Genomic DNA, 15,006 nt, shown 5'->3' with positions numbered 1-15,006 from the left:
TCGGCCGCCGCCCCCGACCACCCCGGATACCCCAGCAGGCATGGATCAACGACCCGGCCAAGCGCAGGGAACCCGCACCACAAACCTCATAGCGTCACGACCGTCTCACTGGACTTGAAATCTTCCGCCGTCGTACTGCGGTGCGGGCGGCAAGAGCAGACCGCCCCATCGCTCTTGGTAGGCCGCCATTCGATCGATCACCGCTGCTGGGATGTCCCGCTCAAGCCACCACTGCCTGTGCCCCTCGACGGGGCGAACGTCGACCTTGACGCCATGCGCGGCGACAAAGGATCGCGCTCGTCGGGTCAGGCCGTCGGGCACATCGTTGATGAGGTGAAGATTCACCCGAGGGACGCTACCCAGCAGCCGTGGGGAAGAGCATGCCGGGGGCCAACCTCCGTACCCAGAAGCGGCTCTCCCCGGTCCATGGCCCTATCCCGCACGTCTGAACCTCCGAAGCTGCCGATAGACGCCAGCGGACAAGCCCCCGCGCTCCTCCACGATCGACCCACCACCACCTACCCGGTCGGGCACTGACACCAGCCGGTCTTCCGGTATCCGCACGCACTGCCACATCGCAGTGCAATAGTTCTGCGACCTGATCAACACACCCAAACCCGCCATACTTCGGAGCCATCATGCGTAAGCCCGCCCTGTCCGCTGCCGCCCTCGTCATCGCCTTCGCGGCCATGACGGCATGCGGGTCGGGGAGCGATCAGAAGAACGACCAGCCGAAGAACACCACCACTGCAACCGCTGGCGTCCCGACCAAGCCTGCAGCAAGGGAGCTCACCGCGAGCGACGCCTTCAAGGTCATTTCCGGCAAGGTCGCGTCCGCCAAGCTCTCGGGAGTTGTCACCGAGGACGACGACCCGAACCATCTCCTCGGCCGCCCCAACCAGTACACCAGCAAGGTGACGTTCACGGACTCCCGTATCAAGGTCGACGAGGTAGCCGGCGCGGAGCCCGGCAGCGTCGGGCTCGGCGGAGCGATCGAGGTCTTCACGACCGCAGCCGACGCCCAGGCGCGCGCCGACTACATCCAGAACGTCACCAAGGGCATGCCCATGCTCTCTGAGTACGACTTTGTCAGCGGCACCGTGCTCATCCGCGTCAGCCACTACCTCACCCCGGCCCAGGCCGCCGACTACAAGGCCGCTGCCGCCGCCCTCGGGTAGGCGCCACCACGCCGGCAGACCTGCCAATCGCTCCACTCTGGGCGGACACTGCAGGGAGCCCGAACAGCGCCGAGGTCGTCGCAGTCCGTCGCAGCGAATGCGCGATGAGGCAGCGGACTGCCACAGCGTCCTGGCGTGTGCGGCCGTACCGCTCACTACGCTGGCAGACGTGAACACGCCGTCGACGCCCCGCCTGACCCTGGAAGCCGCCCGTGCCCTTCAGGGCATGCTCCGAACCGAGATCGGGCCAGGGCTCACCGAGCGAGAGCTCGACGCGGTCGAGACGCGGTTCGGCTTCACTTTCTCGGCCGACCACCGTGTCTTCCTCTCCGCCGGGCTCCCGCACGGCTCGTCACGGTGGCCGGACTGGCGCGACGGCGACCCCGAGGACCTGGCCGGGCGGCTGGCGTGGCCGGTGAAGGGCGTGCTCTTCGACGTGGAGCACAACGGGTTCTGGCATCCCGCCTGGCCGTCGAGGCCGGCGGAGACGTCCGAGGCACTGCGCGTCGCGAGGACTGAGCTGGAGAGAGTGCCGCGACTGGTCCCGGTCTACGGACACCGCTACCTGCCTGGCACGGCGGGCGAGCACGGGCACCCCGTCCTGTCCGTCTACCAGACCGACATCATCCTGTACGGGAACGACCTCGCCGACTACATCCACCACGAGTTCGCCGGCCGATCGAGCGGCCTCCTCGCTCGTACGACAGTCGACTTCTGGTCGTACTTCGTCGAGGGCGGTCCGGGCATCGACGTCTCCCTGCCCACGCCGTTCACGCCGTACGCCACGACCGCGCAGGAGGCCGTCGACTGCTTCCGGATGCTGGCCCTGGAACGCCTGATCGGCCGCCGGCACCACCCAGAGCAGCTCATCGAAGCCGGCCTCACGGCCCTGGTTCTCGACGTCGAGACGGAGTCTCTCCCCCTCCTCGCTGGCCTGTCACGCTCCGAGCACGCGCAGGCCGACGCCTTCTTCGGCCAGGTGCTGGACGAACTCGGCCTGCTCCAGGACCTCCCGGCCGACACCACCGACCTCCCGTGGGAAGCGGCGCGCTGGGAACTCGTCCGCTGGTGGCTCCGGCTGATCGTGAACGGCAGCCTGGACCCCGGCGCCGGCGGTGACCTGATCACGTACGAAGGATGGGGCGCACTGGCCCGCCCGCAGTCACTCAGACCCCTGGTCGACAAGACCGACGCCTACAACGACTGGGCAGCGATCCAACGCGGCGACCGGGAACCTCTAGCGGAAGAGATCACCGAGGAGGCGGGACGCCTGCTCGCCGGGCCCTGGCCGCCACTGGGCTGACCTCACCGGCGGCAGACGAGGATGCCGCCAAGGCAGGTGATCTCGTACGCGCCATTGCGGGCGATGTCGTCGGCGACGAGGGCACGGGCCCGGTCGATGGTCGCGTCGAAGGGCACGTCGTGCTGGTCCGACCAGGCGCGATAAGAGGCCATGTGAGCGATGACCGGCTCGGGGTCGCGGACCGTGATGGTCCCCGGCAGTTCGGTGACCTCCACCTGTCCGAACTCCTCGCCGAGGAAGGCCGGGGCCTTCTCCAGGGAGAACCGGGCACTGAGCGAGATGCGGGCAGGGCCTCGTTCGATTCCGAGGACGTCGCCAGCGGCCCGCTGCCAGAGGTCGTCGAGTTCGGCCTTGTCGCGGTCGCTGTTGGTGGAGGCGACCACTAGCCCGTCACGGGCGACGACCCGGGCCAGCTCCCTGACAGCCTGGGGAATGTCGGGCACGTGGTACAGCATGTGGAGCGCGAGAGCGGCGTCGATGCTGCCCGCCGCCAGCGGAAGCCGCGTGGCGTCCGCCACGGCAACCGGGCCAGGGACGCCAGCGAGGATGCCGGGAGCGATGTCGAGGCCGAGCAGGGACAGGTCCGGGCGGTCCTGACGGAGCCGTTGGATGAACTTGCCGTTGCCGCAGCCGATGTCGACAACGCGCCCGCGTGCGTTGCCCAGCCGCTCGGCGACGAGGCCGGGCAGGTCGTACCGGGGCGTCTGCCACTGGTAGAGCGACTGCCGGGCGGCCAGGTCCCGGTCTCCGTTGTAGGCGCTGCCCGCCAGGCGGGTCCGGTCGGTGACAGCAGCGTCGTGGGCGGCGGACAGGTCGGTCACGTCGGCAACTCCGGTTGGTGGGGGGCGGGCAGGGACGCACGGACGGCCGTGTGCTGGAGTCGTTCGCGCAGGTGCACTGCCTGCGCGGCTCCACCGTACTGCGGCCCTTCCAGCTCCCGCCCGAGAACGGTGAGCCGGCGCACGATACTGGCCGACATGCGCTCCGGCGAGGACTGGAGCACGAAGCCGAGCATCTCCTCCGTGCCATCCAGGTCGCCCAGGAGCAGGTGCCCGCGGGCGAGGTCGAGGTGCGCGGCGAACAGATCACCGACCGACTGGTCATCTCCGTCCGCGCTGCGATAGAGGCGGATCGCCGTCTCCGCGCTGATGATGGCCCGGTGGATGTGTTCCTGCCCGCCCACGGCCAAGAGGGTCGTTCCGGCATAAGCGAACTGCTTGGCCGCAGGGAAGTCGAAGACTCCCAGCACCTCGTCCCCACCCGAGATCGCCTCGCGCGATCGTTCGGCATCCGACAGGGCAGCGAGCGCACCTGCCGTGTCGCCGACTATCGCCAACGCCCGCGCCTCCAGACTCGCCAGCCGTGCGCCGATGCTGCCACTTGCCCTGTGCCGACGGCCGACCTGGGCCAGCCGGGCCGCCTGCTCGTACCGCCCGGTCCAGTACGCGATCAACGACTCCACGGACCGTACCCAGGCCAGCATCCCCTCGTGCCCAGCCGCTTCGGCACAGGCGCGTGCGGTACGGGCGTGGGTGGCGGCGGAGTCGTAGTCACCGAGGTCGAGGCAGACGTGCGCGGACAGGCCACAGAGGCGAGAGGCAGAGAGGTAGAGGTCGGTGGTCTGTCGGGGGTGCTGGCGCCCGCGCAGCAGTGCGAAGGCCCCGTCCCGTAACCGCCTGATCTCGACGTACTGCTCCATCAACGGGTGGCTGACGTACGTACGGGCGAGCCGGCCGACGTCTGCCTCCAACTGTTCCACGACGAACTCGTCGGCGTTCCGCTGCGCGATGAAGCGGGCGAAGTCCGCCGACCGCACCGCGTCCTCAGAGAGTGGGTCTCCACGGACGTGGGTGTCTTCGGGCGGCAGCACCGGCGGCACAATCTCGACCTCGGCGGTATCGGACCCGTCCCGCTGCCCCTTGCTGACGGCAACGGCTTGGTCGAGCACGGCGACATCGACACTGAAGACCTGCGCCAGGTAATTCCGGGTGTAGGGAACAGGAACTCGGGCTTCGCGCTCGTAGCGCCCGATCTCCTTGCCGGTCTTCGCGGAGCGCCCCTCCAGGGCGTTGTACTCGTCGGCGACCCGCTGCTGGCTCCAGCCGCGCGCGGTACGCAGCCGGACGAGCAAGGCGCCGATCCCGGTGTCGCCCATGCCGTCCCCCAGGAACACGTGACCTCTGGCCCCCATAGTGGCCCCCGTCTTGGCCCCCGTGCTGGCTCCCGACCCAAATGAGTTAAGTCGCTTTGCTGTTGACCATGGCAAGCAGACTCACCAACGAGGCGACCGATACCGCCCCGGATCTCCTTCCGAGCACGGGTCGGCACCGCACCATGCTGTTCCCCCGCCGCCGGACCACACCGCGTACCGCTCGCGACTTCGTCGCCGCCACGCTGACCGAATGGGGTGAGACGAGCCGCCTCGACGACATGCGGCTGTGCACCTCGGAACTCGTCACGAACGCCGTGCTTCATGGAGCACCCGTGGGACGTCTCGTCCTCGTGCGTGTCGGCTCCCTCGATGACCAACTGCGCATCGAGGTCCACGACGCCGGCGACGACACTCCGATCCAGCGCGATCCCGGGGAGTCCGCCGTCGACGGCCGTGGCCTGCTGATCGTCTCGGCTACGGCGGACAGTTGGGGCGTGAAGGAGCGGACGGGCCCCGGAAAGTGCGTCTGGGCCGCATTCGACCGTGCCAAGAACGGGGCCGCGCCCCTGCCGCCCCGCACCACCGTCCCCCAGGGAGACACCTCGTGACCACGCACCCCGTCTCGCCGAACACCGTTCTCGCCAACGCCCTCCACCACGCCGAGGACGTCCTGACCCCACGCATCCTGGCTGCCCCGCCCGAGCGGATCGTGCTGGTCGTCGGCACCCAGATCAACGGCGCCCCGCACATCGGCACCTCGCTCGTGCAGTCCCTGGCCTTCGCCATGGCCGCCCGCCTGCGCGACCGCTTCGGTCTCCCCACCGAGGTGCTCTTCAGCGCCCTCGACAACGCCCCGTACGAGCTGGCCACCGACCCGGCCAGCGGCAACCGCTACCAGCGCGCCTACGCCCAGGCCCTCGGCGAGCAGGCCCTGATCGACCTCGTCACCGCCCTCTACCAGCCCCTCTTCACCGCTCTGTCCAGGCGCCTGGGCATCCCGCACCGCATCGAGACGTACACCCATCAGCAGGCCGGCGAGCACTACCGCCGCACGTGGCTCCGACTCCTCCCCCGCATCGACGCCGCCCGCTGGTGGCTCGCCCCCTCCACCGGTACCCCGCACCTCCGCGTCCCCTGCCCACACCCCGACTGCGGCTGGGCTGAGAAGCACGCCGAACGCACCCGGGTCCGCCTCACCGGGCCCGAGTCGGCGGCGGTCTCCGCCGTCTGCCTCCACCACGGCCCGTACGAGGCCACCATCACGCCCACCGCCGGCGGCTACCTCGACCTGGCCACCCTCTACCGCAACCTGGTCAAGGAACTCGCCCTGACCAGCCCCCAGGGCACCCTGCACGTCATGGTCAAGGGCGGCGACTGGGTCTTCGGCTCCCACCTCGTCGACGAGGCCCTCCAGGCCGTGGGCCTCACCCGCGCCCAGCTGCCGGCCCGCCTGTTCTGCCCCCAGGTCGTCACCGACACCGGCGCCAAGCTGTCGAAATCCCTCATACGAGAAGGCCGTGCCCCCTTGCCCGAGGGCGCCGCCCCTTGGATGCTCGACACCCGACAGTGGCCCGGCACCGTCACCGAGTACGCCGACCAGCTGCTCGCCATGACCGAGACCCTGCTCTCCGACCCCCGCCACTTCTTCCGCTCGTACTCGGCCGCCGAGATCGGCCGCCTGATCACCTCCCCATCCCCCAGGAGCGTTCCCTCCCGATGACCAACCGCACCGCCCGCGTCCGCGAGCTCAACCTCTACCGCCAGTACTTCGAGCTCGTCGCCGCGGGCACCAAGACCATCGAGGTGCGGGTCAAGTACCCGCGCCTCGCGGACCTCGCCGCCGGCGACACCATCCGCTTCCGCATCAAGGGCACAGACGAGACCTGCGACGTCGAAGTCCTCCGGGTCACCGAGTACCCCGACTTCGAAGCCCTCCTCGACGGCGAGGGCCCGCCCAACGTCAACCCGACCGCCACCCGCGACCAGCAGCTGGCCAACATCCGCACCATCTACGGGCCGGAGAAGGAAGCCCTCGGAGCCCTCGCCATCGAGATGAAGCGCATGGCCTGACCGGTTCCAGCTCTTACAAGATCGGACACTCGCAGCCATCCTCGACCGGAACGGCAACGCCCATCGAAGCCGCCCCGGCGGCACCACCCAGGAGGGGATGCGGTGACCAGTTCAGTTCCCTGGACGGATCGTCTGTCCACCGGTACGGAAGCGACTCAGGACGACGTGGTGCGCTGGTACCAGAGCACGCGCGAGGGCAAGGCGTACGTGCCCACGATGATCTGGGGCACGCTCCAGACCGAGGCGTACGCCACCGTGATCCTCGGCCAGGTCGTCGACTTCCTCGCCACCCGAACGACGTGCCGGCGGGCGTCGCCAAGCGCATGCAACGGCAGCAGGTGCTGTACGACGGCGAGCACCATTACGACGTCGTCCTCGGGGAGCAGGCTCTCTACACGAACATCGGTGGGCCCGAGGTCATGCGAGAACAGATCGAGCGCCTCCTGAGAGAACTCGGCCTGACCTCTCTCACGCTGGGGATCCTTCCCTCCACCGCGCGAGTGGACCTGTTCCCCGTCCACGCGTTCAACATCTACGGCGATGACGACCGGGCCCACGTCGAACTCGTCTCCTCCTCCGTGGACATCACGGAACAGAGCGAACTCGACCTCTACAACAAAGCCTTCGCCGCTCTGTGCGCTGCGGCATCGTACGGCGACGCCGCCGAGGAGCTCCTGAAGAAGGCCCACTCCTTCTGGACCAACACCCCGCTCCAGCAATAGGCCCCTCGTCACTCCAGCGGCAGAGGCCGCGACTGCAGTCCCAGGTGCACTCGATCACGACCGTCACGCCCCATCGCCAGCAACCAGAACCTCGGCGGCAGCCTCACCGCCGAGGCCCGTACCGACGAGTCATCGCCCTCACATGCCCAACACCCGCCCGACGAAGGGAACCCAGTGACCCAGCAGACCGACGACCGCCGAAGGTCCTCAAGCCGGCGCTCGAATCGATGACCCTGCTGGTCGCCGCCGTCATCGTCCACGACAAGGCCACCAACCGCGTCGTCCTCCTCCAGCGCAGCGAGAACGCCAAGTTCGCCCAGGGGATGTGGGACCTCCCCGTCGGCAAGAGCGAACCGGGCGAACCGATCACCGAGACGGCCGTCCGCGAGTTGTACGAGGAAACCGGCCTCACGGTGAAGCCCGAGTCCCTCAAGGTCGCCCACATCATCCACGGCGCCTGGGGTGTCGAGGCCCCCAACGGCTTCCTCACGGTCGTGTTCGCCGCCCACGAATGGGCCGGCGAACCCGGGAACCGCGAACCCCGCAAGCACTCCCAGGTCCGCTGGGTCGACGCCGACTCCATCCCCGAAGCCTTCGTGGACACCACCGCCAGTGCCCTCCGCCAATACCTGATTCGTGGACCCGAGGTATCCCTGGACGGCTGGCGCTGACCCTGCGCCCCACAAGGACATGATCCGAGAGGACTGGGGCGCGCACCATGGGCACTCGATTCTCACGCAGGGCAAGCGTAGGATTCCATGCATGGTGGATTTCCCGTCACGGATCAAGGCGGCCCGCGAGGCCCAGGGCTGGTCGCAGCAGGAGCTAGCTCGGCGGCTCGGTGTCGGCCAGCAGGCCGTCAGCAGGTGGGAGCGAGGCAAGGCGACCCCGTCGGACGCGACCCTTGGCCTGATGCAAACCCTCCTGGGGCTCGACCACGGGCGAGTCTCCGCATCGACGACGCCTGTCGGGCTGCCGCGACTCACTGAGTTGCCGTTCAATATCCTTGACGAGTATGAGTTCGAGTCCTTTTCGGCTGACTTGACTAGCGAGCTCTCGCCCGAGGCGTCGGTCACCCGTTTTGGCGGCAGGGGCGAAAAGCAGCATGGGATCGACATTCGTGTTGTGATGCCCACCGGTGAACGTGTGGGCATCCAGTGCAAGCGCTACGCAAAGTTCCAGCCGGCGAGCTTCGATGCCGCAGTCGCAGAGCTCGACCCTGACAGCGCTGCGATCGATCGTTGCGTCCTCTTCCTTACAGTGCCAGCGAGCGTCAAGGTCCAACAGCGTGCCGCCAAACTCCCCACCTGGGAGATCTGGGACGCAGATGTTCTGGCGAGGAAAGTGCGTGGCCTTCCCCGAGACGCAGCACTGCGCATCGTAGATAGGTATTTTCCTGGGTTCCGTGAGCCGTTTCTGGGGATTCGGACTCCCAGCCCCTGGGAGACGGCGGCGGAAGCCTTTGATCGTTTCGGCCAAGGCGACAGGTACTCGCATCGGTGGACACTCGTGGGCCGTTCTGCGGAACTCGACGCGCTGACCCGACTTGCCGAGGCGCCCACAGAGGAGTCTCCGCTGGGTCTGCTGATTGGGGCGGCTGGTGCGGGCAAGAGCCGCCTGCTGAAGGCTGTCTCTCAGCGACTCGAAGAAGGCGCTGCGATGGTCGTTCGGATCGCCCCGCGAGAACCTGTGGGGCCGGAGGACTTCGATCTTCTTCCCAATGATCGCAAACTGGTCCTCATTGTCGACGATGCTCATGAGCACGGTTCAGGTCTCCGGACGCTGATTGCTGGCGTTCGAAGGGAACGCCCGGATGCCAAGATCCTCATGGCTACTCGTCCGTATGGCCTGCCTGCCGTTCGCGAGGCGCTACGTAATCTTGGAGTGGACCACTCAGTTGTCCCAACTTGGACCTTGACGGAGCTGTCGACCACACAGGCCGCAGCCCTCGCCGCGGAGGCACTCGGAAGCGACATGGGCAATCTCGCAACGCGGCTGGCCCGCGCTGTCGGGGATTGCCCTCTGCTACTAGTAGTTGGTGCCGTTCAGATTCGGGATGGCAGGCTTAGCACACGACTGCTGGAGACGGATGAGCAGATCCGTCGAGAGGTCGCTGATTCCTTCCTGCATACAGCGACTGCCGGTCGAGTTGGCGACTCCTCATTCCTTCGCGGTGTTCTCCGTGCGGTTTCCTTGCTGCAGCCGTTCCGCGAGAACGTGCCATCATTTCAAACAGCTTTGGCAGCCCTGGCGGACCAGCCTTTCTATGAGCTCGCACCTCACCTGAAGGCGCTTGAGGACGCGGGTGTATTGCTACGCCGCGGAACTTCTTTGCGTATCGTCCCTGACCTGCTCGGCGATGTCGTGCTATCCGACGCCGCACTGATGACGTCGTCCGGGTCGTCAACGGGCTATCTGGAAAGAGCATACGCCGTAATTCAGGAGCGAGAACCTCTGTTGAATGCTCTCGTCAATGCGAGTCGGGTCGACTGGCAATGGCGTATGGACAAGCCTCAGACAAGTTCACTCGTAGACCCTCTATGGAAAGTCGTGACGGATGCTGTCCAGGCCGCCGGCCCGGATGAACAGATGGCGTATCTTCCGTTTCTTCGTCAGATTGGGGTCTTCCAGCCTCAGCGCGTCAGTCGGCTTCTTCATTGGCTATACGAGAGCCGCCCGAGCCCCCTCGTGCAACGGGCGATGGCTCCTGCACTTGAGGCCGTTGCACACGATCTCGACTATGTCGATGAAGCGTCAGACCTGCTGTGGGAGCTGGGCCGCAACGACCCGCGGACGCTCAACGCGCATCCAGATCATGCGCTGCGCATCTTGACACAACTCGCCTCCTATGAGCCGGGAAAGGCGTTCGCGTATCAGGAAGCCATTATCCGTGCGGTTGCCCGGTGGCTTGGATCTGCAGCCGCCCAATCTGTCCACTCTCGCATGCCACTTGCGTTGCTCGATCCCGTGTTCGCCTCGGAAGCGGAAAGCACGATACAGGAGGGGTGGACCCTTACAATCCGTCGCAGTGCCGTGAATCTAGACCTGGTGCAGAATATTCGTCGCCAAGCGCTGGATTTGCTGTATTCGGAGTATGAGAGTACAGACCCATGCCGTTCCGCTAAGGCTGCGCTCTCGTTCGAGGAAGTTCTCCGCAATTCACGGGGAGCCGGTGGGTCGCATGTCGTCACCCTGCTGAACGAACTACGAGACCGCACGCGAGAGATTCAGCCCGGCCCACTAGCCTCGTGCGCCATGCGCCGTGCCGTGAGCTGGGATACGACCTACGGGTCTGCGCAAGGCCAGGAGGCAGCTCAGGAAGTGATCGATGCTCTGCCGGCATCGGTGAGCCACGAAATTGCTATCGCGCTGCATAGCAACTGGTGGACCGAAGTGAGACGCGGAGACAGTGGCGACTATCAGGCAGCAGGAGAAGCCTGGGACGCCAAGCTTCACGAGATTGCTATGGCTTCGGCTACATGGACACCCGAGCGCACCTGGGAACAGGTGGAATCGCTGCTGACTCAAGGCTTCGATGTATTCGGTATCGGCCCTGAGAATGCTCATGCCTTTATGGACCACCTCGTCGACGCCCAGCCCGGACTCGCCGAGGTCATCTGCACGCAAGTGGTCCAGTGTCCAGAACCAGTGCAGCACGCAGTACTTCCTGCGGCATTGAGGGCGCTTCTCCGTGAAACGGCCTCTGACGGAGTTGAGCGGGCGAGAGCCCTGGTGTCCATTGGGCAGCCGTCTCTAGCGCGTGCGGTGGCGATCGCACTCACGGAACGCAGGCCCGGCAAGAAAGTGGCGCCAGACGCGCTTCTCATCCTAAGCGGCGAGCTGGCTGATCATAACGACTCGGTTGTGCGTCGGCTGGTCATCGTGGCGGCAGCGACGTTGTCCCAGACCAACCATGCAGCAGCTGTCGATCTCGTGACTTCGGTACCAATTCGGGGCTCCGCCGACGTTGCCGAAGAGTTCGCGAGAGCCGTAACTATCTACCGCTGGCTGGACTGGTCTGACCTAGCGCCTGACCACGCATCCGCTGTGCTCGCCCAACTACGCGAAGTTCCTGAGCTGGATGGGTACGACCTGCAGCGCCTTCTATCTGCTCTCTCGGCGTCACATGGAGACGATGTACTTGAACTCATGATGAGCCGGGTTGAGCACTGGGAGTCCGCTCTTGAGCGGCTCCCCACGTACACTCCTCTTCCTTTTGGCTGGCACGTTCCCCTGAGGTTCTCTGACAGCTCACGACGTATGGAATACCTGCGGCGCGTCCAGGAGTGGACCGCTGCGGTAGAGGCAGGATCGCGGGCCGCATCACGTAGAGAGCACTACGCGCCGGAGATCTTTCAGGCTGTTGCAGTGACTTTCGATCACGAGGTGCAGAGGCTGTTTGTGGAGTGGTTCCGAACAGGGAGTCCTGACCAGAAGCGAGCGGCAGCGATCCTGCTCCAGGCGGCCGGCAATGATTTGGTGTGGCAGGAACCCGCGTTCGTCAGCGAAGTTCTGCGAACCGCAGCGAGCACCTCTGCGGAGGTGCTTCAGCTCGCTGGTGGAAGCCTGCATAGCTCAGTGACCACGGGTACGCGAAGGGGGAGTCCCGGCGAGCCATATGCGGAAGATGTCGACATTCGCGACCGGGCCGCATCCATCATGGCCACCTTGGAGCAGGGCTCTGTGGAAGAGCGTTTCTACCGATCCTTGAAGGAGTCTGCCGAGCGAATGATCGCCTGGGCTGTTCGGGACGACGGTGCCGCGCCAGACCACCGGACCTGGTAATCCGTGCGCCGCCTAACTAACGCACAGGGCTACGGCAAGCGAGGAGTCCGCACACAGTCCGCAGGACACCCGATCACGACCGTCGCACCCCATCGCCAGCCATCAGCAAAAGGCCAGGTCAGCGCCCCACAGGGTAGATCCCCGCAGGTCACCGACCTGGCCCATTACTAGGAGACCAAGAAGGCCTGATCCTCGATCACGCCTCCCGACCCGCGACCTCCACGGTCGCCCCGGTCACCCTGACCGCTCCCGGTCCGCAGGACGCCGCACCCGGCACCCCCTGGCGGACCGGGTGCGGTCCTTCCCTTTCCCGCTCCGCCCGCGGAAAGCGCCCGGCCTCGCGGCATCCGCACCCGTGCGCGGACGGCGGCGGGCGGCGGCACGGCCGCGGCGGGCGGCGGGCGCTGCGGGTCGGGGCGGACGGGGCCGGCCGGGCACGGGGCGCCGGCCGGGGTCCGGGTGACGTCGCGGCGGCCCGCCCGCGACAGTGGTGGCCATGAGACACGGGGAAAACGGTGCGTGCGATGTCGTCGTGGACGACGGAGTCGAGTTCCCGGAGCCGGCCGGCGGGGAGACCTGGACGGTCGGGGCGGTCGTCCTCGACGGACACGGCAGGGCCTTCGCGCAGCGGCGGGGACCGGACCGCCGGCTCTTCCCCGACTGCTGGGACATCGTCGGCGGGCACGTCGAGCCCGGCGAGTCCCTCCTGGAGGCCCTGGCCCGGGAGATCGAGGAGGAGACCGGCTGGCGGCTGCGCCGGGTCCGCCGGCTGCTCGGGGTCACCTCCTGGACCGGCGACGACGGCGGCGGCACACGGCGCGAGGCCGACTACCTCGTGGAGGTCGACGGCGACCTCGACCGGCCCGCGCTGGAGTGGTCCAAGCACACCGCCTGCGACTGGTTCGGGCCCGGGGATCTCGACCGGCTGAAGGAGAACCGGTCACCGGCCGAGCACCTCGTGCACGACCTGATCGCCGCGGCGCTGCCGGCCGGCACGGACGGTGCCGCGCCCCGTCCGCGGTGACGCGCGGCGACCGGGCGGGCCCGGGGACCGGTGCGGGAGGGAATGGGGCGCCGCCCGGCCGGCGCCCCGACGTGCGGGCGGGGTGCCGCCGCGAGCCTGCGCACGGGTGACACGGCACATGCCATGCTGTGGGCATGACGACGCGCGAGGACCTGGTCCGGCTGCGGCAGGCCCGCGACCGGATGGACCGCGAGTACGCCGAACCGCTCGACATCACGTCGCTCGCCCGGACCGCGCTGATGTCTCCGGGACACTTCCAGCGCACCTTCCGCGAGGCCTACGGCGAGACGCCCTACGGCTACCTGATGACCCGCCGCGTCGAACGCGCCAAGACCCTGCTGCGCCGCGGCGACCTCACGGTGACGGAGGTGTGCCTCGCCGTCGGCTGCACCTCCCTCGGCTCGTTCAGCTCCCGCTTCACCGAACTGGTCGGCGAGACGCCGAGCGCGTACCGGGCCCGCTCGCACGAGGCGGGCGAGCCGATCCCGCCCTGCGTGGCGCGCACCTTCACCCGCCCGCGCCGACGCTAGGTTCACCGCCATGGACGTGAAACTGAAACAGTGCTTCATCGCCGTCGACGACTTCGACAAGGCACTCGCCTTCTACGTGGACGTTCTCGGTCTGGAGGTCCGCAACGACGTGTCGTTCGAGGACATGCGCTGGGTGACCGTGGGCTCGCCGCTCCAGCCGGACGTCGAGATCGTGCTGGAACCGCCGGCCGCCAACCCGGACTTCTCCCCCGCCGACCGCGAGGCGATGGCACGCCTGCTGGCCAAGGGCGTGCTGCGCGGGGTCAACTTCACCACCACGGACTGCGATGCCCTCTACCGGCGCGTGCAGGACGCCGGCGGGGACGTGCTCCAGGAGCCGACGGACCAGCCGTACGGGGTGCGCGACTGCGCGTTCCGCGATCCGGCGGGCAACATGCTGCGGTTCATGGAGGCCGGCGGCCGGTGAGCCGGCGCCCCTTCCCGTCGCGGCACGGGGGACGACCCGGCACGTACGATCGCGCGTATGACCCCGCGTGTGGCGTGGACGTACGCCTTCATCGACCGCCCGGCCGAGCACGTCGACGCCGCCTGCGTCTTCTGGACGGCCGTGACGGGCACCCGGCTGTCCGAACGCCGCGGGGGGCGGGGGGAGTTCGCGACCCTGCTCGCCGACCGCGCGGACGCCTGCGTGAAGGCGCAGGGGGTCGACGGGGGTGAGGGCGGCGCCCATCTCGACCTCTGCGTGGAGGACGTGCCCGTCTTCGTCGCGGCGGCGCTGCGGCAGGGGGCGACCCGCGTGGCCGACCACGGGGAGTGGGCCGTACTGCGGTCGCCGGGCGGACAGTTGTTCTGCGCGGTGCCGTGGCAGGGGGAGTCGGTGCGGCCGCCCGTGGTGGACGGCAGCCGGCTGGACCAGGTGTGCCTCGACGTCCCGCCGTCGGCGTACGACGCCGAAGTCGCCTTCTGGACAGACCTGTTGCCGCAGTGGGAGTCCCGTGGCGGCTCACTGCCCGAGTTCCACGTCGTCGCACCCCCGCCCGGCCTGCCGATACGCATCCTCCTCCAGCGTCTCGGCGGGGAGCGGCCGCTGTCCGCCCACCTCGACCTCGCCTGCGCCGACCCCGAGGCCACACGGGCTCGCCACGAGCACCTCGGCGCGGCCCTCGTCGCCCGGGGCGCCCACTTCACGGTGATGCGCGACCCCGCGGGCGGCGTGTACTGCCTGACGGAACGCGACCCTGCGACGGGCGGACTGCCGCGCCTCCCCTGACCGCGGGCGCC

The 15,006-nt window shown here is 67.9% G+C and carries 15 protein-coding genes and 1 pseudogene; 12 read left to right on the top strand and 4 right to left on the bottom strand.

Annotation, left to right across the window (positions count from 1 at the left end; all coding sequences use genetic code 11):
* Positions 1 to 105 precede the first annotated feature (105 nt).
* Positions 106 to 345 (bottom strand): hypothetical protein, encoded by a 240-nt coding sequence (locus JS756_RS28555; RefSeq protein WP_205386121.1) that lies wholly within the window; start codon positions 343 to 345, stop codon positions 106 to 108.
* Between the two features lie 293 nt (positions 346 to 638).
* Here JS756_RS28555 and JS756_RS28550 point away from each other — a divergent pair, with 293 nt between their 5' ends.
* Both JS756_RS28550 and JS756_RS28545 read left to right on the top strand, forming a co-directional pair.
* Positions 639 to 1,178, top strand: coding sequence for a hypothetical protein (locus JS756_RS28550; RefSeq protein WP_205386120.1), 540 nt, complete (start codon positions 639 to 641; stop codon positions 1,176 to 1,178).
* A 169-nt stretch (positions 1,179 to 1,347) separates the two neighbouring features.
* Positions 1,348 to 2,481, top strand: a complete 1,134-nt coding sequence (locus tag JS756_RS28545) for a hypothetical protein (protein ID WP_307791154.1) — start codon at positions 1,348 to 1,350, stop codon at positions 2,479 to 2,481.
* 2 nt (positions 2,482 to 2,483) lie between these two features.
* On the opposite strand, the gene JS756_RS28540 is transcribed toward JS756_RS28545, so the two are convergent.
* Complete coding sequence (locus JS756_RS28540) at positions 2,484 to 3,302, bottom strand: class I SAM-dependent methyltransferase (protein WP_205386119.1); 819 nt, start codon at positions 3,300 to 3,302, stop codon at positions 2,484 to 2,486.
* Positions 3,299 to 4,636 carry a helix-turn-helix domain-containing protein gene (locus tag JS756_RS28535; RefSeq protein WP_205386124.1) on the bottom strand — a complete coding sequence of 446 codons (1,338 nt, stop codon included), beginning with the start codon at positions 4,634 to 4,636 and terminating at the stop codon, positions 3,299 to 3,301. The genes JS756_RS28540 and JS756_RS28535 overlap by 4 nt, the downstream gene beginning before the upstream one ends.
* 104 nt (positions 4,637 to 4,740) lie before the next feature.
* On the opposite strand from JS756_RS28535, the gene JS756_RS28530 reads away from it, so the two are divergent.
* Genes JS756_RS28530 through JS756_RS28520 form a run of 3 tightly spaced genes read left to right on the top strand, consistent with a single transcriptional unit; the run spans position 4,741 to position 6,703 of the window.
* A complete protein-coding gene (locus JS756_RS28530; RefSeq protein WP_205386118.1) occupies positions 4,741 to 5,241 on the top strand; it encodes an ATP-binding protein in 501 nt (166 codons plus the stop codon).
* Positions 5,238 to 6,353 (top strand): hypothetical protein, encoded by a 1,116-nt coding sequence (locus tag JS756_RS28525; protein ID WP_205386117.1) that lies wholly within the window; start codon positions 5,238 to 5,240, stop codon positions 6,351 to 6,353. Before JS756_RS28530 ends, JS756_RS28525 begins: the two co-directional genes overlap by 4 nt.
* The gene (locus JS756_RS28520; protein ID WP_205386116.1) at positions 6,350 to 6,703 is read left to right on the top strand and encodes an ASCH domain-containing protein; all 354 of its coding nucleotides are present in this window, start codon (positions 6,350 to 6,352) and stop codon (positions 6,701 to 6,703) included. The genes JS756_RS28525 and JS756_RS28520 overlap by 4 nt, the downstream gene beginning before the upstream one ends.
* A gap of 155 nt (positions 6,704 to 6,858) precedes the next feature.
* Here JS756_RS28520 and JS756_RS37640 read toward each other — a convergent pair whose 3' ends face one another.
* A complete protein-coding gene (locus tag JS756_RS37640; protein WP_275892742.1) occupies positions 6,859 to 6,993 on the bottom strand; it encodes a hypothetical protein in 135 nt (44 codons plus the stop codon).
* Between the two features lie 9 nt (positions 6,994 to 7,002).
* Between JS756_RS37640 and JS756_RS37060 the strand changes: the two genes are divergently transcribed.
* The 7 genes and pseudogenes from JS756_RS37060 to JS756_RS28485 all read left to right on the top strand — a co-directional run bounded on the left by JS756_RS37060 (position 7,003) and on the right by JS756_RS28485 (position 14,995).
* A complete protein-coding gene (locus tag JS756_RS37060) occupies positions 7,003 to 7,425 on the top strand; it encodes a Scr1 family TA system antitoxin-like transcriptional regulator (protein ID WP_307791152.1) in 423 nt (140 codons plus the stop codon).
* 174 nt (positions 7,426 to 7,599) lie between these two features.
* Positions 7,600 to 8,096 (top strand): annotated as a pseudogene (locus tag JS756_RS28510) (NUDIX domain-containing protein).
* Between the two features lie 91 nt (positions 8,097 to 8,187).
* Entirely contained in the window at positions 8,188 to 12,210 is a 4,023-nt protein-coding gene (locus JS756_RS28505; protein WP_205386114.1) for a helix-turn-helix domain-containing protein, read from the top strand.
* A 496-nt stretch (positions 12,211 to 12,706) separates the two neighbouring features.
* Entirely contained in the window at positions 12,707 to 13,234 is a 528-nt protein-coding gene (locus tag JS756_RS28500; RefSeq protein WP_205386113.1) for an NUDIX hydrolase, read from the top strand.
* A gap of 134 nt (positions 13,235 to 13,368) precedes the next feature.
* Positions 13,369 to 13,764 (top strand): helix-turn-helix transcriptional regulator, encoded by a 396-nt coding sequence (locus JS756_RS28495; protein ID WP_205386112.1) that lies wholly within the window; start codon positions 13,369 to 13,371, stop codon positions 13,762 to 13,764.
* 10 nt (positions 13,765 to 13,774) lie between these two features.
* Positions 13,775 to 14,191, top strand: a complete 417-nt coding sequence (locus JS756_RS28490) for a VOC family protein (protein ID WP_205386111.1) — start codon at positions 13,775 to 13,777, stop codon at positions 14,189 to 14,191.
* A 57-nt stretch (positions 14,192 to 14,248) separates the two neighbouring features.
* A complete protein-coding gene (locus tag JS756_RS28485) occupies positions 14,249 to 14,995 on the top strand; it encodes a VOC family protein (protein ID WP_205386110.1) in 747 nt (248 codons plus the stop codon).
* The last annotated feature ends 11 nt before the right edge of the window (positions 14,996 to 15,006 follow it).

This window comes from Streptomyces actuosus (assembly GCF_016921115.1).
Classification (GTDB): domain Bacteria; phylum Actinomycetota; class Actinomycetes; order Streptomycetales; family Streptomycetaceae; genus Streptomyces; species Streptomyces actuosus_A.
Note: the sequence above shows the minus strand (reverse complement) of the source record. Positions and strands in the feature narration are given on the sequence as shown.